General features: G+C 70.8%; 14 protein-coding genes. 6 read left to right on the top strand and 8 right to left on the bottom strand.

Going from position 1 to position 19,789, the window contains the following annotated elements:
• Window positions 1–651: a DsbA family protein gene (locus ACIBU0_RS41870; protein ID WP_398829497.1), complete on the bottom strand. Its 651-nt coding sequence runs from the start codon at window positions 649–651 to the stop codon at window positions 1–3.
• Window positions 652–770: 119 nt separating this feature from the next.
• Between ACIBU0_RS41870 and pepN (ACIBU0_RS41865) the strand changes: the two genes are divergently transcribed.
• The 3 genes from pepN (ACIBU0_RS41865) (at window position 771) to ACIBU0_RS41855 (ending at window position 5,140) form a co-directional block, all read left to right on the top strand.
• Window positions 771–3,356 (top strand): aminopeptidase N, encoded by a 2,586-nt coding sequence (pepN, locus tag ACIBU0_RS41865; RefSeq protein ID WP_398829494.1) that lies wholly within the window; start codon window positions 771–773, stop codon window positions 3,354–3,356.
• Window positions 3,357–3,583: 227 nt separating this feature from the next.
• Window positions 3,584–4,642 carry a hypothetical protein gene (locus ACIBU0_RS41860; protein WP_398829491.1) on the top strand — a complete coding sequence of 353 codons (1,059 nt, stop codon included), beginning with the start codon at window positions 3,584–3,586 and terminating at the stop codon, window positions 4,640–4,642.
• Window positions 4,643–4,753: 111 nt separating this feature from the next.
• A complete protein-coding gene (locus ACIBU0_RS41855; RefSeq protein WP_398829489.1) occupies window positions 4,754–5,140 on the top strand; it encodes a hypothetical protein in 387 nt (128 codons plus the stop codon).
• On the opposite strand, the gene ACIBU0_RS41850 is transcribed toward ACIBU0_RS41855, so the two are convergent.
• The 3 genes from ACIBU0_RS41850 to ACIBU0_RS41840 form a co-directional block, all read right to left on the bottom strand.
• Window positions 5,128–6,315: a serine hydrolase domain-containing protein gene (locus ACIBU0_RS41850; RefSeq protein ID WP_398829487.1), complete on the bottom strand. Its 1,188-nt coding sequence runs from the start codon at window positions 6,313–6,315 to the stop codon at window positions 5,128–5,130. The genes ACIBU0_RS41855 and ACIBU0_RS41850 overlap by 13 nt on opposite strands.
• Before the next feature lie 100 nt (window positions 6,316–6,415).
• Entirely contained in the window at window positions 6,416–8,191 is a 1,776-nt protein-coding gene (locus ACIBU0_RS41845) for a TIGR03767 family metallophosphoesterase (protein WP_398829485.1), read from the bottom strand.
• 199 nt (window positions 8,192–8,390) lie between these two features.
• Window positions 8,391–8,861, bottom strand: coding sequence for an NUDIX hydrolase (locus ACIBU0_RS41840; protein WP_398829483.1), 471 nt, complete (start codon window positions 8,859–8,861; stop codon window positions 8,391–8,393).
• 235 nt (window positions 8,862–9,096) lie between these two features.
• Here ACIBU0_RS41840 and ACIBU0_RS41835 point away from each other — a divergent pair, with 235 nt between their 5' ends.
• Window positions 9,097–12,369, top strand: coding sequence for a S8 family serine peptidase (locus ACIBU0_RS41835; protein ID WP_398829480.1), 3,273 nt, complete (start codon window positions 9,097–9,099; stop codon window positions 12,367–12,369).
• 51 nt (window positions 12,370–12,420) lie between these two features.
• On the opposite strand, the gene ACIBU0_RS41830 is transcribed toward ACIBU0_RS41835, so the two are convergent.
• The gene (locus tag ACIBU0_RS41830) at window positions 12,421–13,182 is read right to left on the bottom strand and encodes a hypothetical protein (protein WP_398829477.1); all 762 of its coding nucleotides are present in this window, start codon (window positions 13,180–13,182) and stop codon (window positions 12,421–12,423) included.
• 1 nt (window position 13,183) lies between these two features.
• On the bottom strand, window positions 13,184–13,711 hold the full coding sequence (locus ACIBU0_RS41825) for an RNA polymerase sigma factor (protein WP_398829475.1): 528 nt from the start codon (window positions 13,709–13,711) through the stop codon (window positions 13,184–13,186).
• Between the two features lie 315 nt (window positions 13,712–14,026).
• Here ACIBU0_RS41825 and ACIBU0_RS41820 point away from each other — a divergent pair, with 315 nt between their 5' ends.
• On the top strand, window positions 14,027–15,043 hold the full coding sequence (locus ACIBU0_RS41820; RefSeq protein WP_398829472.1) for an aspartate-semialdehyde dehydrogenase: 1,017 nt from the start codon (window positions 14,027–14,029) through the stop codon (window positions 15,041–15,043).
• 22 nt (window positions 15,044–15,065) lie between these two features.
• On the opposite strand, the gene ACIBU0_RS41815 is transcribed toward ACIBU0_RS41820, so the two are convergent.
• Window positions 15,066–15,536, bottom strand: coding sequence for a DUF1203 domain-containing protein (locus tag ACIBU0_RS41815; RefSeq protein ID WP_398829470.1), 471 nt, complete (start codon window positions 15,534–15,536; stop codon window positions 15,066–15,068).
• Between the two features lie 182 nt (window positions 15,537–15,718).
• On the opposite strand from ACIBU0_RS41815, the gene pepN (ACIBU0_RS41810) reads away from it, so the two are divergent.
• On the top strand, window positions 15,719–18,295 hold the full coding sequence (pepN, locus tag ACIBU0_RS41810) for an aminopeptidase N (RefSeq protein ID WP_398829468.1): 2,577 nt from the start codon (window positions 15,719–15,721) through the stop codon (window positions 18,293–18,295).
• A gap of 586 nt (window positions 18,296–18,881) precedes the next feature.
• Here the strand turns inward: pepN (ACIBU0_RS41810) and ACIBU0_RS41805 are convergent.
• Window positions 18,882–19,784, bottom strand: coding sequence for a LysR family transcriptional regulator (locus ACIBU0_RS41805; RefSeq protein ID WP_398829465.1), 903 nt, complete (start codon window positions 19,782–19,784; stop codon window positions 18,882–18,884).
• Between the last annotated feature and the right edge of the window lie 5 nt (window positions 19,785–19,789).

The raw sequence follows: 19,789 nt of genomic DNA, 5'->3' as shown, positions 1-19,789 counted from the left end.
CTACAGGTTGCTGAAGTCCGGCCCCTTGGTCCGGGTGCGCTTGATCTCGTAGAAGCCCGGCACGGAGGCCACGGCGAGGGTGCCGTCCCACAGCTTCGCGGCGTCCTCGCCCTTGGGGGCCGGGGTGACGACCGGGCCGAAGAAGGCGATCTGCTCGCCGTCGGCGCCGGGGACGGCGATGACCGGGGTGCCGACCTCCTGGCCGACCTTGTCGATGCCCTCCTTGTGGGAGGCGCGCAGCTGCGGCTCGTACGGGGTGCCGTCCCAGTGCTCCATGAGGGACTCCGGCAGGCCGACGTCCTTCAGGGCGGCGGCGACCGTGTCCTTCTCGGGGCCCTCGCCCTGGTTGTGGATGCGGGTGCCGAGCGCGGTGTAGAGGTCGCCGAGGACGTCGGCGCCGTGCTCCTCCTGGGCGGCGATGACGACCCGGACGGGGCCCCAGGCCTTCTTCTCGAGCAGCTCGCGGTACTGCTCGGGCAGCTCGTCGAGCTTGTCCTCGTTCAGGACGGCGAGGCTCATCAGATGCCAGCGGACCTCGATGTCGCGGACCTTCTCCACTTCCAGCACCCACCGGGAGGTCATCCAGGCCCACGGGCACAGCGGGTCGAACCAGAAGTCGACGGGCGTCTTGGCAGAAGCGGTCTCGGACATGGTTCTCCTAAGGAAAGAGGTCTCTTTGAGCGCGCAACAACAAGCGTCGCCGCCCCATTCCCTCCATGGCAGGATCAGTGCTGTCCGCATACTGAACACCACCCGAGGGAGTGCCGCCCGTGCCCGGTGAGAATCTGTCCCGCGACGAGGCCCGGGAGCGGGCCGCCCTGCTGTCCGTCGACGGGTACGACGTGTCCCTCGACGTGCGTTCCGCCGTCGGCGACGCGGACTCGGAGAGCGGGGCGCCGCGCACCTTCCGTTCGGTCACCACGATCCGCTTCCGGTGCGCCGAACCCGGCGCCACCAGCTTCGCGGACCTGATCGCGCCGAGTGTGACGGCCGTCTCCCTCAACGGCAAGGACCTGGATCCGAGCGAGGTCTTCGACGGCGCGCGGATCACCCTGGAGGACCTGGCCGCCGACAACGAGCTCGTCGTCGACGCCCAGTGCGCCTACTCCCGCACCGGCGAGGGCCTGCACCGCTTCGTCGACCCCGAGGACGGCGAGGTGTACCTGTACACCCAGTACGAGCCGGCCGACTCCCGCCGCGTCTTCGCGAACTTCGAGCAGCCGGACCTCAAGGCCCCGTTCCGCTTCGAGGTGCGGGCACCCGAGGGGTGGACGGTGTGGAGCAACGGGGCCGGTGAACGCACGGACGGGGTCTGGCGGTTCGCGGAGACGAAGCCGATCTCGACGTACATCACGTGTGTCGTGGCGGGGCCGTACCACTACGTCACGGACTCCTACTCGCGCACCTTCGCCGACGGCACGACGCTTCGGATCCCCCTCGGCGCGATGTGCCGCAAGGGCCTGGCCCCGTACTTCGACGCCGACGACGTCTTCCTGGTCACCAAGCAGGGCCTGGACTTCTTCCACGACCACTTCGACTACCCGTACCCCTTCGGGAAGTACGACCAGGCGTTCGTGCCCGAGTACAACCTCGGCGCGATGGAGAACCCGGGGATGGTCACCTTCCGGGAGGAGTTCATCTTCCGCGGCAAGGTGACGCGGGCGTCGTACGAGGGCCGGGCGAACGTCGTCCTGCACGAGATGGCGCACATGTGGTTCGGCGACCTGGTCACCATGGTGTGGTGGGACGACCTGTGGCTGAAGGAGTCCTTCGCGGACTTCATGGGCACCTTCGCGAACGTCGGCGCGACCCGCTTCAAGGACGCCTGGATCACCTTCGCCAACCGCCGCAAGGCGTGGGCGTACCGCGCCGACCAGCTGCCCTCCACGCACCCGATCACGGCGGACATCCGTGACCTGCAGGACGCGAAGCTGAACTTCGACGGCATCACCTACGCCAAGGGCGCGTCCGTGCTGAAGCAGCTCGTGGCGTACGTCGGCCAGGACGCGTTCCTGGAGGGCGCGCGGCGCTACTTCAAGCGGCACGCGTACGGCAACACGCAGCTCGGCGATCTGCTGTCGGTGCTGGAGGAGACCAGCGGCCGGGACATGGGGGCGTGGGCGCGGGCGTGGCTGCAGACGGCGGGCGTGAACGCGCTGACCCCGCAGGTGCTGCTGGACGCCGAGGGCCGGATCGACGAGTTGGCGGTGGTGCAGGAGGCCGCCGAGTCGCACCCCGAGCTGCGTCCGCACCGGGTGGCGGTGGGTCTGTACCGGCGGGGCGCGGACGGGGCCCTGGAGCGGTACACGCGGGCCGAGGTGGATGTCGACGGTCCGCGGACGGTCGTGGCGGAGCTGGCGGGTGCCGAGGCGCCGGAGCTGGTGCTGGTCAACGACGACGACCTGACGTACTGCAAGACCCGTTTCGACGAGACGTCGCTGGCGACGCTGCGTGCGGCTCTCGGCGACATGACGGACCCGCTGGCGCGGGCGCTGTGCTGGTCGGCGCTGTGGAACATGACGCGGGACGCGCTGCTGCCGGCGCGGGAATTCGTCGGCCTGGTGCTGAAGTTCGCGGGCCGGGAGTCCGACATCGGCGTGCTGCAGATGCTGCAGGCGTGGGCCGAGTCGGCGCTGACGTACTACGCGGCGCCGGAGTGGCGGGAAGAGGGCTCGCGGCTGCTCACGCAGGGCGCGACGGCCCAGCTGTACGCCGCTGAGCACGGCAGCGAGCACCAGCTGGCGTGGGCACGGTTCTTCGCCCGGGTGTCCGATGAGCCGGGCTTCCGGCTGCTGACGGACCTGCTCGACGGTGCGGCGACGGTCGACGGACTCGAGGTCGACCAGGAGCTGCGCTGGGTGTTCCTGGACACGCTGGCCGCGCACGGCGTCGTAGGGGAGAAGGAGCTGGCCGCCGAGCTGGCCCGGGACGACACGGCGTCCGGCAAGCGCCACCAGGTGCGCTGTCTCGCCGCGCGGCCGTCGGCGGCGGTGAAGGCGCAGGCGTGGGCACAGATCGTGGAGTCCGACGCGCTGTCCAACGCCCTGGTGGAGGCCACCATCGCGGGCTTCGGTCAGCCGTCGCAGCGCGAGCTGCTCGCGCCGTACACCGAGAAGTACTTCGCGGCCATCGAGCGGGTGTGGGCCGAGCGGTCGATCCAGATCGGCATGCACGTGGTCCAGGGCCTGTTCCCGTCGCTCCAGCAGTCGCAGGCCACCTTGGACGCGACGGACGCGTGGCTCGCCGCCCACGAGGACGCGGCACCGGCCCTGCGCCGTCTGGTGCTGGAGGCGCGGGACGATCTGGCGCGGGGGCTGCGGGGGCAGGCGTGCGACCGGGCGGGCGTGGCGTCCTGAGCGGCGTCAACCGCACGAGACCTATGGCCAACGGTCTGGGCACTGCGTGACCGTTACGGAATTCAGGCAATAGCAGCCGTAACCCCTGGTCCAACCCGAACGGACCAGGGGTTTTCCGTGCCTTCTCGGCATCCGAACATCCGTCCTTTAGTGCCAGGTTGTCCGCTTTTGTCGACGAGCGTGTAACAGCGGTTAATCGGCGGACGGGACGCGGGAACCTCCGGGTCATGAACCACAACACCCCGGTCCCCCCGCTCTCCCCCCGCCCCCTGCGCCATCTCTCCGAGGTGCACCGGCGTGTCATGACGGCCGCGCAGCTGAAGTCGCACGGCATCCCGGCCGCCGAGATGAACGACCAGTGCCGCCCCGGCGGCCCCTGGCAGCAGATCCTCCCCGGCGTCTTCCTGCTCCACCCCGGCCCGCCGACCAGCGAGGAGCGCCTGCACGCGGTGCTGATGTACGCGGCGCGGGAACGGTCGCCGGGCGTGCCGGCCCAGCCGAACGCGGACGAGCCGCACGCCCCCGCCTACCCGGAGGCGGTGATCACGGGCCTCGCGGCGCTGACCCTGCACGGCTTCTCGGCCACGCCGCCGCTCACCGCCCTGGACACGATCGACGTCCTGGTCCCCCGGCTGCGCCGGCTGCGCTCCACCGGCTGCGTCCGCATCCTGCGCACCTCCGCGCTGCCCGCCCCGCAGCAGGTGACGGGCCTCCCGGTGGCCCCGGTCCCGCGCGCCCTGGCCGACGCGGTGGCCGAGCTGACGGACGCGGGCGCCGTACGCCGGCTGCTGACGGAAGCGGTCCGCGGCGGCCACTGCGAACCGGCGTCGGTGGTGCGGGAGCTGAGCCAGGCGAAGCTGCTGAGCCACCCGCATGTGGTGGACGCGGTGGACTCCCTGCTCGCCGAGGGCCGCGCGATCGCGGAGGACCGCCTGTACGAGATGGTCCACGCCCACGGCCTGCCCGACCCTGTCTGGAACGTCGACCTGCGCCTGCCCGGCGGTCCCCACCTCGGCGGCCTGGACGCGTACTGGCCGGAGCAGGCGGTGGCGGTGGAGCTGGACACCCGGGCGCCCCGGCAGGGCCATCGGCAGGACGACGACGCGCTGTGGTCGGAGTACGCCCGCAAGCGGGAGCACCTGGAGCGCCTGGGCATCACGGTCGTCTACATCACCCCGAAGAAGCTCCGGGACGCGATGGAGCAGCAGGCGGCGGTGGTCCGTACGGCGCTGATGGCGGCGGCGGACCGCGATCCGGCCGCGTATGTCGTGGTGCTGCCCCGGTAGTGACGGACCGGGACGCGCAGCGCCAGGAGGGGAGAGGAGGGGCCGCCCGGGCCGTGCACCGGGTGGCCCCTCCTCGTGTCGTCGGCCGGGGCAGGCCCTAGGTTGGGCCGGATGAGATTCCGAGGCGTGCTCCTGGCGCTCTTCCTGCTGCCCCTCGCCTGGGGCCTGATCACCCTCGCGAGCGGCCGGGCGGTCTCCGTCGCCCCCAAGTGCCCCGGGCTGCAGTTGGACGAGGTGGGTGAGGAGCATCCCGGCCGGATGCGGCCCGGCTTCACCTGCGCCGTGGGCTACGACACCGCCACCGGCCGGTCGACGGGCACGCGGACGTACGAGCAGCAGAAGTACGCCCAGGAGCAGGAGCGCGACGGCCGCTACCTGCGGGGTGCGGGCTACGTGACCTACAGCGCGGTGGGGCTGGCGGTCCTCGCCGCGAACGGACGGTCCGGCCTGCCATGGCGGCCCCGCAGGAGGCGTGAAGCCGCGGGTCAGCCGATGTGAGGCGGTACGGACATGCCGCCGCTCCTCCCGCCCGTGCCGCAGAACTCGGCGTCGATCACCGCGTCGGTGTCCCCCGTCCAGTCCCCGTTGAAGTTGAAGGCCAGGGAGTGGCGGCCGTCGGCCGTCGTCACCGCCTCCGACGTCGAGCCGTGGATGCCGCCGCCGTGGCCCCAGACCGTGACGCCGCAGCTCAGCTCGCGCTCGATCAGGCCGAGGCCGTAGCGCGCGTTCGGGATGTCGTCGACCTTGACCGTGGTCTTCATCTCGGAGAGCTGCTTCGCCGGGAGGAGCCTGCCCTTGAGCAGGGCCGAGTAGAAGCGGTTCAGGTCGGCGGAGTCGGAGATCATGTCGCCCGAGCCGGTGGCCAGGGTCGGGTTGAGTTCGGTGACGTCGTACGTCGGTCCCGTGGCCGTCCGGGCGAGCTTGCCGTAGGCGCGGCTGCTCGGTTTCGGCAGCTTCGGGTAGGTGCCGGGGACGAGCGTGGCGTGCAGGTGCAGAGGCTCGATGACGCGCCGGCGGATCTCGTCGCCGTACGCGTTGCCCGTGACGCTCTCGATGACCATGACGGCCAGGGTGTAGTTGGTGTTCGAGTAGTTCCAGGACGTGCCCGGGGCGAAGTCCGGCTTGTGCCCCATGGCGACGCGGACGAGTTCCTCGGGGGTCGCCGTGTCGTAGCGGTGCTCGAAGAAGCCTTCCTTCGAGAACGCCTTGTTGATGAAGTCTTCGTCCGCCGTGTAGTTGAAGATGCCGCTGGTGTGGTTGAGGAGTTGGCGCAGCGTGATCTTACTGCCGTCGTGGCCGTTGCCCTCGACGACGCCCGGCAGCCACCTGTCCACGGTGTCGTCCAGCGACAGCCGCCCCTCGGCCTCCAGCTGCAGCAGCACGGTGGCCACGAAGGTCTTGGTGATGCTGCCCACCCGGTAGCGGTCCTGCGTCGAACGCGGCTTGCCGGTCCTGAGGTTGCCGACGCCCGCCGTCGCCGACCAGGTGCCGTGACCGTCCTTCGCGGTCGCCGTCACGCCGGGCACGCCGGCCTCGACCGCGGCCTCCATGGCGGTGCGGGTCGCCCCGTGACCGGACCTGCCGGGCGCGGCGACCGCGGGCGCGGCGAGGGCCACGGACACGGCCACCGCCGCCGCCACCACCAGGGTCGTGCGTGTCGTACGTACGCTCATGTCTCTCCCCGTTCTCCTGCGCTCGTGTCGAGCGCGGTCGGCGGGAGAGACCGGGCGCTTGCTGCGAAGGTTGAAGCGGGGGACGCCGGTTGAGTGCGTTTCAGCCCTTCTTCAGCACCAGTTCCGTGTTGCGGTCCTTGCGGTCGCCCGCCAGGGTCGTGCGGGCGCCGGGGGCGTTGAAGGACAGCTCCCGGTAGAGCGCGGCCATGCCGGTCTGGGAGAGGTCCGTGAAGTCCGTGCGGTGCGGGGCCGAGGACTCGATCAGCGTGGTGAACAGGGAGATCGTGCCGTCGTGGTTGTCCACCACCTCGATGATCCGGGCGAGTTGGGGGAAGTCGACGTGGGAGGCGGTGGAGATCTCCCAGAAGGAGCCGCCGCCGGAGCCGGAGCGCGGCGTGATGACGTTCCTGTGGATGTGGCCGTTCACCCAGGCGAGGACGTTGCGGTGCCGGGCGAGGAGCTCCACCACCTCGGCGCCGCCCACACGCCGCTCGTTCGGGCGGGCCGGGTCGCGGCGGAGGTTGTCCATCGTCTCGCTGGTGTGATGGCTGAAGACGATCGCGTACGCGTCCTTGTTCTCCCGCAGCGTCCGGTCCAGCCACGTGAACTGGGCCGCACCGATGGACCCTTCGTAGTGCCCGCCCGCGTCGGTGGTGTCGAGGCTGATGCCGATGACGTCGTCGGCGATGCGGAAGCTGTAGTACTGGGTGCCGGCGTCCAGGTTGGCCGTCGAGTAGCCGTGGCCGACCGGGCCGTGGCCGCGGTGGGCCGGGTTCAGGTGGGCCTGCACGTACTCGCGGGGCGTGAACGGGGCCCGGCTCTCGTCCGGCGTGACCGAGCGCATCGAGCGGGCGTGGGCCTTGAGGAAGTCCTTGAAGACGGTGCCTCGCGGGTCCTTGTCCTGCTTGAGGGAGTCCTGGAGCCTCTTGGCGTCCGCCGCGGACACGCTCATCAGCTTCTTGCCGCCGACGGCGAGGTCGGTGAGGTAGGAGTCGCTGTGCGAGGCGTAGGTGCCCAGCGGCATGGCGTCGTGGTTGCCCACCGTCGAGTACCAGGGGATGTTCAGGCCGGGGCTGCGCAGTTCACGGATCGCGGCGGCGAGGAAGCCCTCGATGTGCGGGAAGCCGAGCTGCTTGTCGGCGTCGCGGATGCTGTCGTCGGCCTGCCAGTACAGCTTGAGGCCGCTGTTCTGGACACCCTCGTAACTCCGCGGGTCACCGGTGTTCGGGGTGACGCGGCCGCCGCTCATCACCGTCAGGAACCACTCCAGCTCGGACTTGGCGTTGTTGTCCGTGTTGTCGCCGGTGGTCATGGCGAAGTGCAGCGGGGCACCGGTCACGGGGGCGCCCCGCAGCGCGTTGATCCGTTCGACCAGCGCCACCGCGCCGGGCACGGTCAGCGCCTCGTGCGGCCGCCAGGCGTGCACGTCCGTCGAGCGCAGGTACTCCAGCCGCAGCGGGTGCTGGGCGTCGATCAGGTGCAGATCGGTGAGCTGGACGAACGCGGCGAGCGCGGTACGCCGCCTGTCGCGCCCCGCCTTGGCCGACGCCAGGTTCTCGCGGACGACCCGCCGCCAGCCGGGGCCGTCACCGAGCCGGCGGTAGCCGGAATCGCCGCGCGGGGTGGCGACGTTCGCGAGGGTGGTGCCCCGGGTGTACGGCGCGAGGGCGACCGGCAGGTTCCGGGAGGCGCCGACGGGCGCTTCGGCGGCGGCGTCCGACGCGCTCGCGGGGTCCGTGGTCGTGGCGGCCTGGCTGTCGGTGGGCCGCAGGGCGTAGCCGACGCCCGCGGAGAGGGTCACCGCTCCGGTGGCGGCGAGCAGGGTACGGCGGTGGATCCCCAGCGCGGAGCTGGCGACAGAGCGTATGCGCGACATGGCGCGATCTCCCCGAGTGCGAACGCGTCGGCAGTGGTCGCGGGCTGTCGCTGCCGCGAACGGCCCGCTCACTGTGGATCGTTGGCACCCGGGGTGACCTGCGCATGAACATGACCGCAACGCGCAGCGCCGATCACCGTACGTGGATCTTGGACTACCTTCCGCGTCCACGGCCGCTCCGCGAACGGCCGTGGGACGGTCACTCCGTGTTCATCTTCGGGGGTAGTGAAGCCTTTCCGGCCGCCGGTCGTTCCCGCCACAGCGCCAGACCCTTGTCGACCATCGGGACCGTGGTCAGCGCGGTCACGTCGTCGAGCGGGTGCCAGGCGGCCATGTCCGTGGAGCCGTTGGTCTCGAACCGGAGCTCGCCGCCGGTGATCCGGGCCTCGTAGACGAGTCGTACGCCGTGGTGGTCGACGGTCCGGCCGAAGCGGCTCGGGAAGGTGCGATGGAAGGAGTCGATGCCGAGCAGACCGGTGGGTTCGACGAGATAGCCGGTCTCCTCCTCCACCTCCCGCACGACCGTGTCGTAGGGATCCTCACCGTGCTCCATGCCGCCGCCCGGCAGGACCCACTCGAAGCCGCCGCGGGGCGCCGGGGAGCGGGCGAGGAGGAGTTGTCCGTCACGTACGCAAATGGCGTAGGCCGCCACCCTCAAGTTCTTCCGCACGTAGGGACGTTAAGCGGCCGACACGGAATCGGCAGCCGAATATTCGGCTTACGGACGACTTGCCCCATTCACCCCCTCTCACCGCCTCTCACCCCAAATGCATCGCGGGTTTTCCCCATCCATCCATTTCGATTCGGTCAACTCTTCCCAAACATCCTTCCCTTGCATAAAGCTGAGCGGTCGTCCGGGATCACATTCCGGACGACCCCTGCTCCTTTACCAACAAGGGATGCCGATGACCCTCACCCCCCAGCGCGAGCCGAAGCCGGGCGCGAGACGTTCGGCCCGCATAGCCGTGGCCGCCGGTCTCGTCGCCGCGCTCTCCGCGGCCGGGCCGATACCCATGGCCATGGCCGTGGACCCCGCGCCGGCCGCGGCGGACCCGAGCGTCAAGTCCGCGCACGACAAGCTCGGTTCGGACGACGCCGACCTGCTCGCCGAGGCCAAGGCCGACGGCGACAAGAACGTCACGATGATGATCGCGACCGCGCCCGGCCAGACCGAGAAGGTCGCCGAGCAGCTGGACGCGGTCGGCTCTGTGGGCCGTACCTACGACAAGGTCGGCTACGTCCGGGCGACCGTCCCCACGGGCAAGGCGGACTCGGCCATCGCCGCCGCCGCGAAGCTCTCCTCGGTGCACGGCATCGACCTGCGCGAGGAGATACCCCTGGACGACCCCGCCGTCGACACGCAGAAGTCGACGGCCGCGGCGACCTCGTACGCCGCCCCCAACAAGAAGACCCCGGCCGAGAACCCGTACAACCCGTCCTTCGAGACGGGCGCCGTCGACTTCGTGGACGACCACCCGAAGGCGGACGGCCGCGGCATCACCATCGGCATCCTCGACTCCGGCGTCGACCTCGGTCACCCGGCACTGCAGAAGACCACCACCGGTGAGCGGAAGATCGTCGACTGGGTCACCGCCACCGACCCGGTCAACGACCAGGACGCCACCTGGCGGCGGATGAACAACCCGGTCACCGGCCCGACCTTCACCATCGCGGGTGCGACCTGGCAGGCTCCCGCGGGCGGCTACCAGTTCAACCTGTTCCGCGAGTCGGCCACCACCGGCGGTGACGCCAAGGGCGACGCCAACCGCGACGGCGACACCACCGACGTCTGGGGCGTCCTCTACGACGCGGCCGCCGGCACGGTCCGGGTCGACCTGAACAACAACCACGACTTCACCGACGACGAGGCGATGAAGCCGTACAAGGACGGCTTCCAGGTCGGATACTTCGGTACCGACAACCCGGCGACCGACGTCGCCGAGCGTCAGCCGTTCGTCGTCGAGATCCGCAAGGACGTCGTCTTCAACGCCGCCGGTGACAAGTCCGACTACGTCAACATCGGCGTCATCGAGTCCGAGCACGGCACCCACGTCGCCGGCATCACCGCCGCCAACGGCCTGTTCGGCGGCGAGATGAACGGCGCGGCCCCCGGCGCGAAGATCGTCTCCTCGCGCGCCTGCACCTGGACCGGCGGCTGCACCAACGTCGCGCTCACCGAGGGCATGATCGACCTCGTCGTCAACCGCGGCGTCGACATCGTCAACATGTCCATCGGCGGTCTCCCGGCGCTGAACGACGGCAACAACGCCCGCTCCGAGCTGTACACGCGCCTGATCGACACCTACGGCGTCCAGCTCGTCATCTCGGCCGGCAACTCCGGCCCCGGCGCCAACACCATCGGCGACCCGGGCCTCGCGAACAAGGTCATCTCGGTCGGCGCGTCCATCTCCAAGGAGACCTGGGCCTCCAACTACGGCTCCGTCGTGGAGAAGAAGTACGCGATGATGCCGTTCTCCTCGCGCGGCCCGCGTGAGGACGGCGGCTTCACGCCGACCCTGGTCGCCCCCGGCGCCGCGATCAACACCACCCAGACCTGGCTGCCGGGCGCCCCGGTCGCCGAGGCGGGCTACTCCCTGCCGGCCGGCTACTCCATGCTCCAGGGCACCTCGATGGCGTCCCCGCAGGCGACGGGCGCGTCCGCGCTGTTGCTGAGCGCCGCCAAGCAGAAGGGCATCGCCCTCACCCCGGCGAAGCTGCGCACCGCGCTCACCTCGACGGCCGACCACATCAAGGGTGTGCAGGCGTACGAGGAGGGTGCCGGCCTCATCGACATCGAGGACGCCTGGGACTCGATCCGCGACGGCGCCACCGCCCACGAGTACACGGTGAAGGCGCCGGTCGACACCGCGATCGACCAGTTCCTCAAGACCCCGGGCTTCGGCACGGGCATCTACGACCGTGAGGGCGGCCTGAAGGCCGGGCAGAAGAAGACGTACGACGTCACGATCACGCGTACGTCCGGCCCGGACAAGGCGATCCGGCACGAGCTGGACCTGGAGAACAACGCCGGTGACACCTTCCGGATCGTCGGCGACGACGAGATCAGCCTCGGCCTGAACAAGCCGGTCACCGTCAAGATCGCCGCCAAGCCGTACTCGGCGGGCCTCAAGAGCGCGATCCTGGAGGTCGACGACCCGCGCACCGAGGGCGTCGACCAGCAGATCCTCAACACGGTCGTGGTCTCCGCGCCGCTCAAGTACACGTACTCGGCGTCCGGTTCGGTGCAGCGCAACAGCACCAAGTCGTACTTCGTGACCGTGCCCGAGGGCGCGAAGTCGCTCCAGGTCGCGATCGGCGGCCTGAAGGGCAAGAGCCAGACCCGGTTCATCGCCATCCACCCGTACGGCACTCCGGTCGACGTCACCAGCACGCCGAACTGCTACAACAACTACCTCGACGGCAACGGCTGCAAGCCGGACGTGCGCGCGTACGCCGACCCGCAGCCCGGCGTCTGGGAGATCGAGGTCGAGTCGCGCCGTACGTCGCCGCTGCTCGACAACCCCTACAAGCTGGACGTCGCCGTCCTGGGCGCGGCCTTCGACCCGGAGACCGTGACCGTTCCCGAGGCCAAGGTCGGCACGCCGGCCACCGCTTCCTGGAAGGTGACCAACAAGTACGCCGCCCTCGACGGCAAGCTGGCCGGCGGCCCGCTCGGCTCGTCGAAGACCACGCGTCCGACGATCGCCCAGGGCGCCACGCAGACCACCACGGTCGACGTGCCCGAGGGCGCCTCGTCGCTCGACGTCACCATCGGCAACGTCTCCGACGCGGCCGCGGACCTCGACCTGGTGGTGAAGGACGCGTCCGGCACCCAGGTCGGCAGCTCCGCCGACGGTGACTCCGAGGAGTCGGTCAAGATCGCGAACCCGGCCGCCGGGACGTACAGCATCGAGGTCGTCGGCTACTCGGTGCCGGGCGGCTCGACCGCGTACGACTACCTGGACGTCTTCTACTCCGCCTCGCTCGGCACCGTCACGGTGGACGAGTCGGCGCCGGTGAAGCTCGGCACGGGTGACTCGGCCACGGTCACCGGCAGCATCACCACCAAGGCGGCCGCTCCGGAGGGCCGCGAGTTCTTCGGTCAGGTCCGCCTGGTGAACACGCGCGGCACGGTCGCGGGCGTGGGCAACGTGAAGATCGAGAAGGTCACGCCGTAGTCGTCGGTACGGCTGTGAGGGCGGGCGTCCCCTGGGGGCGCCCGCCCTTCCTCATTCGCAGCTCGGCTGGCGCGAGTCGGTCGGCGCGGCGGTGATCCAGGCACGTTCGGGGGCGATGTCCCGCTCGCCGACGAACCAGACGTCCGGTACGGCACTGTGCCGGGGGATGCCGACCAGGACGTGTTCGCCCTTGTGGAGGGTGTCCTGCTCCATCAGGAAGGTCACCTTCTCGTCGCCGCTCTTCTTCTCGTCGTCGCTCTTCGGCGGCTTCTCCGGCTTCTCCGGCCGGTAGAAACGGGTCACGCTCAGGGTGATCCGTTCCTGTCCCGTGCCGGGCAACGGCTCCACGGAGGTGACGTCGCCCTCGGCGACCAGCCGGGCGCAGGCGAGGTAGCGGGGGCTGCCGAAGGCGGCGCCCGAATCCTGCTTGGAACTCGCCGCGTCAGCGCTGCCTCCCGAGGCCAGACCGCCGTCCCCGGCCTGCGCCACCAGCCAGCCCAGACCGGCCACCACGGAGGCGACGGCCGCCACCGCGAGGGTGCCGAAGGCGAGGGTGAACGCACGCCGCCGGACGCGGGAGGGCCGTCGTACGGGAGCCGGTTCGGGAGCTGGTGCCGATGCCGGCGCCGGTGGCTCGCCGAGCGCCCGCCCGATGATCCCCAGCTGTTCCCGAAGCAGTGCCACATCGGCGGCCGCCGCCCGGTGCTCGGTCATGAAGGCGGCGTCCGCGCGCGCCTCGTCGGTGAGCGGCTCGTCGGTGATCGCGGCCATCAGCGCGTCGACGCCGGTGCGGTCTTCGTTCTCGGCGGTCATGTCACACCACCTCGTCCTCGTGCAGGCGGGCGCGCAGGGCCCGTACCGCCGTGTGCAGCCTGCTCTTGACCGTGCCCTCCGGAATGCCCAGCTCCTCGGCGATCCCGCGGACCGGCAGGTCGGCGTAGAAGCGCAGGACGAGGACCTGACGCTGGGCGTCGGGCAGTTCGTCCAGGCCCTGGGAGACGGCGAGGGAGAGCAGGCTGGTCTCCTCGCCGGAGGGGTGTTCCGTCTGCCGCAGCGCGGCGAGCCGCTCGCCGAGGCGCTCCTGGCGCTTCTTGGCCCGGTGCCAGTCCATGGCGAGGTTGGAGGCGACGACCGCCGCCCACGCCGACACGTCCCGCGGCGCCTCACGGCCGCTCGCCGTCCGCTCCAGCAGCCGCAGACGTACCTGCTGTACCCCGTCCAGCAGGTCCGCCTGCGGCACTCCGCCGAGCGCGAGCACCGCCCGCACCCTGCGCTCCTGGGCCGCGTCCAGGGGATCCCCGTGATCGTCCTCCTGGACGCGGCGGGCCTTTCTGCGCAGCACAAGCCACCCCCTCACCGCGTTTCTTCTACGACGCCGCAGCGCACGGAAACGTTCGACCGGGTCACCGGGAGTTTCCGCGAACACCGCGAGGCGTACGTCACACCGTCGCGCGTCGCAGCACAGCTTGCGGCGCGGGCGCCCCATAGGGTGAATTTCTGCAGCTCAGAGCCGGTGTGCACGGGAGTTCCGGAGGCGCCCGGCGGGTCGGTGTGTTCCAGCCCTCGGGCATGGAGCGCAAAGAATTGGACAGGCGGACCGGGGTCGGCCGCATGATGGAAAGGCCGCAGACATGCAAGAACGGGTAAAGGAGTCGCCGTGAGGGTCGGAATCGTCGGAGCCACCGGTCAGGTCGGCACGGTCATGCGTAGGATCCTCACGGAGCGCGACTTCCCGCTCACCGAGCTGCGCCTGTTCGCCTCGGCCCGCTCGGCGGGGACGGTCCTGGACGGCGTGACGGTCGAGGACGCGGCGACGGCCGACTACACCGGCCTGGACATCGTCCTGTTCTCGGCGGGCGGCTCCACGTCGAAGGCGCTGGCGCCGAAGGTCGCCTCCCAGGGCGCCGTGGTGATCGACAACTCCTCGGCCTGGCGCCGCGACCCCGAGGTCCCGCTGGTCGTCTCCGAGGTGAACCCGCACGCGATCGCCGACCGCCCCAAGGGCATCATCGCCAACCCGAACTGCACGACGATGGCCGCGATGCCGGTCCTGAAGCCGCTGCACGCCGAGGCGGGCCTCCAGGCGCTGGTCGTCGCCACCTACCAGGCGGTGTCCGGTTCGGGTCTCGCCGGCGTCGACGAGCTGTTCGAGCAGATCAAGAAGGTCGGCGACGACGCGCCCAAGCTGACCCACGACGGCTCGGCGGCGGAGTTCCCCGCGCCGAACAAGTACGTCGCGCCGATCGCGTACAACGTCCTGCCGATGGCCGGCTCCCTCGTCGACGACGGTCTGAACGAGACGGACGAGGAGCAGAAGCTCCGCCACGAGTCCCGCAAGATCCTGGAGATCCCCGCGTTGAAGGTCTCCGGCACCTGTGTGCGCGTCCCGGTCTTCTCCGGCCACTCCCTCCAGGTCAACGCCCGCTTCGCCCGCCCGATCAGCGTGGAGCGCGCCAAGGAACTGCTGGCCGGCGCCCCCGGCGTGGCCCTCACCGACGTCCCGACCCCGCTGCAGGCGGCCGGCCAGGACCCGTCGTACGTCGGCCGCATCCGCACCGACGAGACGGTCGAGCACGGCCTCGCCCTGTTCGTCTCCAACGACAACCTCCGCAAGGGCGCCGCGCTGAACGCGGTGCAGATCGCGGAGCTGGTGGCGGCTGAGCTGAAGGGCTAGAAGCCCCCGGACAAAGCAGGGCCTAGGCCCTGCGGACCTCGTAGAGGAAGCAGCCGTACTCGACGGCCCGGACGTGGACGAGCGCCACGGCCGGGTCGTCGAACGCGTTCCGGAGGGCTTCGCCGTCGGGAGCGTCGACGAGCTGTCCGCCCAGGATGTGTCCGTCGGCGGAATAGCGGCGGACGATCCGGTGGGCGTTCGCGAACGGGCGGCCGTCCCCGTCCGGTCCCGTGCACTCCTCGGCGTGGATGAAGACGGGGCCCTGTTCGTCGTAGGCACCGGGGTCCACGCCGGTCTCGGCCGCCCAGCGGCGCAGGGGCGCGTAGGACACGAGCGCGATCCGCTCCCCCGGGCCGCTGTGGCGCAGGCAGCACCTCAGCGGCGCCCCGCCCTCCTCGTCGGTGAACGGGGACAGGGGGCGGCCCGCGTCGTCGGCGGTGCGCAGCTCCCTCAGAACCGACGGTGCGATGGGGCGTGCGGTGTACGTCGTCATGGCCCCCACACTCGCGCCCGCGGGCCCGGACCGCTGGCGGAATCCGGACGTCGCGTCCCGCCCGGTAGAGGGGTATCCCCATGAATTGCCCCCGGCATCCCCGCGCGAAGCCGCACTCGTCGCCTGATCCCGATGTCCCGTGGAAGGATGACCGAACCCACACATATCGAGGAGATGACCGCGTGCCTGGCACAAACCTGACTCGCGAAGAGGCGCAGCAGCGGGCCGAGCTGCTCACCGTTGACTCGTACGAGATCGATCTCGACCTCTCCGGCGCGCAGGAGGGCGGCACCTACCGGTCCGTCACCACGGTGCGCTTCGACGTCACCGAGAACGGCGCCGACTCCTTCATCGACCTCGTGGCCCCGACCGTCCACGAGGTGACTCTCAACGGCGACCCGCTCGACGCGAGCGAGGTCTTCGCGGACTCCCGGATCGCCCTGCCCGGCCTGCTTGAGGGCCGCAACGTCCTGCGGGTCGTCGCCGACTGCGCGTACACCAACACCGGCGAGGGCCTGCACCGCTTCGTCGACCCGGTCGACCAGCAGGCCTACCTCTACACCCAGTTCGAGGTCCCGGACGCCCGCCGCGTCTTCGCGTCCTTCGAACAGCCCGACCTGAAGGCCACCTTCCAGTTCACCGTGAAGGCCCCGGAAGGCTGGACGGTCATTTCCAACTCGCCCACACCGGAGCCCAAGGACAACGTCTGGTCCTTCGAGCCGACGCCGCGCATCTCGACGTACATCACCGCGCTCATCGTCGGCCCGTACCACTCCGTGCACAGCGTCTACGAGAAGGACGGCCAGTCGGTCCCGCTGGGCATCTACTGCCGGCCGTCGCTCGCCGAGTACCTCGACTCGGACGCGATCTTCGAGGTGACGCGGCAGGGCTTCGACTGGTTCCAGGAGAAGTTCGACTACGCGTACCCGTTCAAGAAGTACGACCAGCTGTTCGTGCCGGAGTTCAACGCGGGCGCGATGGAGAACGCGGGCGCGGTGACCATCCGCGACCAGTACGTCTTCCGGTCCAAGGTGACGAGCGCGGCCTACGAGACGCGCTCCGAGACCATCCTGCACGAGCTGGCCCACATGTGGTTCGGCGACCTGGTCACCATGGAGTGGTGGAACGACCTGTGGCTGAACGAGTCGTTCGCCACCTACACCTCCATCGCCTGCCAGGCGCACGCCCCCGAGTCGCGCTGGCCGCACGCGTGGACCACGTTCGCCAACCAGATGAAGACGTGGGCGTACCGGCAGGACCAGCTGCCGTCGACGCACCCGATCATGGCGGAGATCCGCGACCTGGACGACGTGCTCGTCAACTTCGACGGCATCACCTACGCCAAGGGCGCCTCCGTCCTCAAGCAGCTGGTGTCGTACGTCGGCATGGACGAGTTCTTCCGGGGCGTCCAGGCGTACTTCAAGCGCCACGCGTACGGCAACACCCGCCTGTCCGACCTGCTGGGCGCCCTGGAGGAGACGTCCGGCCGGGACCTGAAGACCTGGTCGAAGGCGTGGCTGGAGACGGCGGGCATCAACATCCTGCGCCCGGAGATCGAGACGGACGGTTCCGGTGTGATCACGTCGTTCGCGATCCGCCAGGAGGCCCCGGCGCTGCCGGCGGGTGCGAAGGGCGAGCCGACGCTGCGCCCGCACCGCATCGCGGTGGGCCTGTACAACCTGGACGGCGACAGCGGCAAGCTGGTGCGCGACGAGCGCATCGAGCTCGACGTGGACGGTGAACTGACCGCCCTGCCGCAGCTGTCGGGCAAGCGCCGCCCGGACGTGATCCTCCTCAACGACGACGACCTGTCGTACGCGAAGGTCCGCCTGGACGAGGAGTCCCTGGCCTTCGTCACGGACCACCTCGGCGACTTCGAGGCATCGCTCCCCCGGGCCCTGTGCTGGGCGTCCTCCTGGGACATGACGCGGGACGCCGAACTCGCCACCCGCGACTACCTCTCGCTGGTCCTGTCGGGCATCGGGAAGGAGTCCGACATCGGTGTCGTGCAGTCGCTGCAGCGCCAGGTGAAGCTGGCGATCGAGCTGTACGCCGCCCCGGCCGCCCGCGAGGCCCTGCTGACCCGCTGGACGGACGCCACGCTGGCCCACCTGCGCTCGGCGGAGGCGGGCAGCGACCACCAGCTGGCGTGGGCGCGGGCGTTCGCGGCGACGGCCCGTACGCCGGAGCAGCTGGACCTTCTGGAGGCCCTGCTGGACGGCTCCCAGACGATCGAGGGCCTGGTCGTCGACACGGAGCTGCGCTGGGCGTTCGTGCAGCGCCTGGCGGCCGTGGGCCGGTTCGACGAGGCGGAGATCGCGGGCGAGTACGAGCGGGACAGGACGGCGGCCGGCGAGCGCCACGCCGCCACGGCCCGCGCCGCCCGCCCGACCGAGGAGGCGAAGGCGGAGGCCTGGTCGTCGGTCATCGACTCCGACAAGCTCCCCAACGCCCTCCAGGAAGCGGTCATCACCGGTTTCGTCCAGACCGACCAGCGTGAGCTGCTGGCCCCCTACACGGACAAGTTCTTCGAGGTGGTCAAGGGCATCTGGGAGTCCCGCTCCCACGAGATCGCCCAGCAGATCGCGATCGGCCTGTACCCGACGGTCCAGGTCTCCGAGGAGACCCTGACCAAGACGGACACCTGGCTCACCTCCGCAGAACCCAACGCGGCCCTGCGCCGCCTGATCTCCGAGTCCCGCGCGGGCGTCGAACGGGCCCTCAAGGCCCAGGCAGCGGACGCGGCGGCGGAGCAGTAACGCTCGTCGTACGTACGTCGCAGAGGGCGCCCGGCACTGCCCGGGCGCCCTTTCGCCTGCCCGCGCGACCCGCGGGGCGTGCTCGCCGCGCCTGCGGATTGCCCTCGCCCAGCCTCTCCCTGCTCGCCCAGCCTGCGGACACGTACTCGCCGACCCTGCCGGTTGCACTCGCCCGGCCCACGAGACGTACTCGCCCATCCTGCGGTTGCGCCCGCCCAGCCCACCGGTTGACCGCGGGTTGTGCCCACCCAGCCCACTGGCGCTCACCCAGCCTCTTGCGCCCGCCCAGCCCACGTGTTGCCCTCGCCCGGCCCGATCTGCTCGCCCAGCCTGCGGACACGTACTCGCCGAGCCTGCCGGTTGCACTCGCCCGGCCCACGAGACGTACTCGCCCATCCTGCGGTTGCGCCCGCCCAGCCCGCGGTTGCGCTGCGCCCGCCCAGCCCACGCGTTGCCCTCGCCCGGCCCGATCTGCTCGCCCAGCCTGCGGGCAGTCGTGCCGTTGGGGCGGCGCGGGTGGGCGCAGGCGGCACCCCGTCGCGCCGGGCTGCGCACCCACCCGCCCCGCTTCCACGCCGGGCCACCATCAAGCGAGCCGCGCAGCAGCAGCGCCCAGAGCCGACAGCACCCGTCCCACCGCGACCTTCGCCTCGCTCCCCCTCCGCACGGCCGCCACCACGTGCCGCACCGGCCGGTCCGCTCCGAGTTCCCGCATCACGACCCCGCCTCTGGCCACCGCAGCCATCCGGGGCACCAGCGCCACACCCATCCCCGCCTCCACCATCGCCAGAATCGCCGTCCACCCGGCCGCCGAATGCCCCTGCCGGGGACTGAACCCGGCCGCCTCACACGCCCCGCGGGTGATGTCCGACCACGGCCCACTCCCGCCGAAGATCCATTCCTCGCCGGCGAGATCCGCCAGCCGCAGCCCCGCAATCTCCGCCAGACGATGCCCCTGAGGCAGCGCGACATCCAGCGGATCCGCGAGCAGCGGCACCCGGGTGAAGCGCGCGTCCCCCACGGCCGGCGCCTGCGCCGCGAGTGACAGCGCGAGGTCCACCTCCCCGGCCGCCAGCAGCTCGTACGCCTCCCCGGCCTCGGCCTCCCGCACCCGTACGACCACCCCGGGATGCGCCGCGCGCAGCGCCCCCACGGCGGGTACGACCAGCGCGGGCACGGCCGTGGAGAAGGCCCCCACCCGCACCTCCCCGACCTCGCCGTGCACATACGCCGCCAACTCCGCGTCGGCCCGCTCCAGTTGCTCGAACACGGCTTCGGCATGCCGCAGCACCAGCCGTGCCGCGTCCGTCAGCCGCACCCGCCGCCCCTGCGCCTCCAGCAACGGCACCCCGACCTGCTTCGCGAGATTGGTCAGCTGCTGCGACACGGCCGACGGCGTCATCCGCAGCGCCTCGGCCGTCGCGGTCACCGTCCCCCGTTCGCGCAACGTCCGCAGGATCTGCAGCTTCCGGATGTCCCACTCGACCATGGCGG

This window comes from Streptomyces sp. NPDC049627 (genome assembly GCF_044465645.1).
GTDB lineage: Bacteria > Actinomycetota > Actinomycetes > Streptomycetales > Streptomycetaceae > Streptomyces.
The sequence above is the reverse complement of the archived record's forward strand: the minus strand, read 5'-3'. Positions and strand labels throughout refer to the sequence as shown.

What these genes read in the sequence shown, in the direction of transcription:
- ACIBU0_RS41870 (WP_398829497.1), bottom strand. Translation starts at nt 651, where the DNA reads ATGTCCGAGACCGCTTCTGCCAAGACGCCCGTCGACTTCTGGTTCGAC.
- ACIBU0_RS41860 (WP_398829491.1), top strand. Translation starts at nt 3,584, where the DNA reads ATGAACCACAACACCCCGGTCCCCCCGCTCTCCCCCCGCCCCCTGCGC.
- ACIBU0_RS41855 (WP_398829489.1), top strand. Translation starts at nt 4,754, where the DNA reads ATGAGATTCCGAGGCGTGCTCCTGGCGCTCTTCCTGCTGCCCCTCGCC.
- ACIBU0_RS41850 (WP_398829487.1), bottom strand. Translation starts at nt 6,315, where the DNA reads ATGAGCGTACGTACGACACGCACGACCCTGGTGGTGGCGGCGGCGGTG.
- ACIBU0_RS41845 (WP_398829485.1), bottom strand. Translation starts at nt 8,191, where the DNA reads ATGTCGCGCATACGCTCTGTCGCCAGCTCCGCGCTGGGGATCCACCGC.
- ACIBU0_RS41835 (WP_398829480.1), top strand. Translation starts at nt 9,097, where the DNA reads ATGACCCTCACCCCCCAGCGCGAGCCGAAGCCGGGCGCGAGACGTTCG.
- ACIBU0_RS41830 (WP_398829477.1), bottom strand. Translation starts at nt 13,182, where the DNA reads ATGACCGCCGAGAACGAAGACCGCACCGGCGTCGACGCGCTGATGGCC.
- ACIBU0_RS41815 (WP_398829470.1), bottom strand. Translation starts at nt 15,536, where the DNA reads ATGACGACGTACACCGCACGCCCCATCGCACCGTCGGTTCTGAGGGAG.
- ACIBU0_RS41805 (WP_398829465.1), bottom strand. Translation starts at nt 19,784, where the DNA reads ATGGTCGAGTGGGACATCCGGAAGCTGCAGATCCTGCGGACGTTGCGC.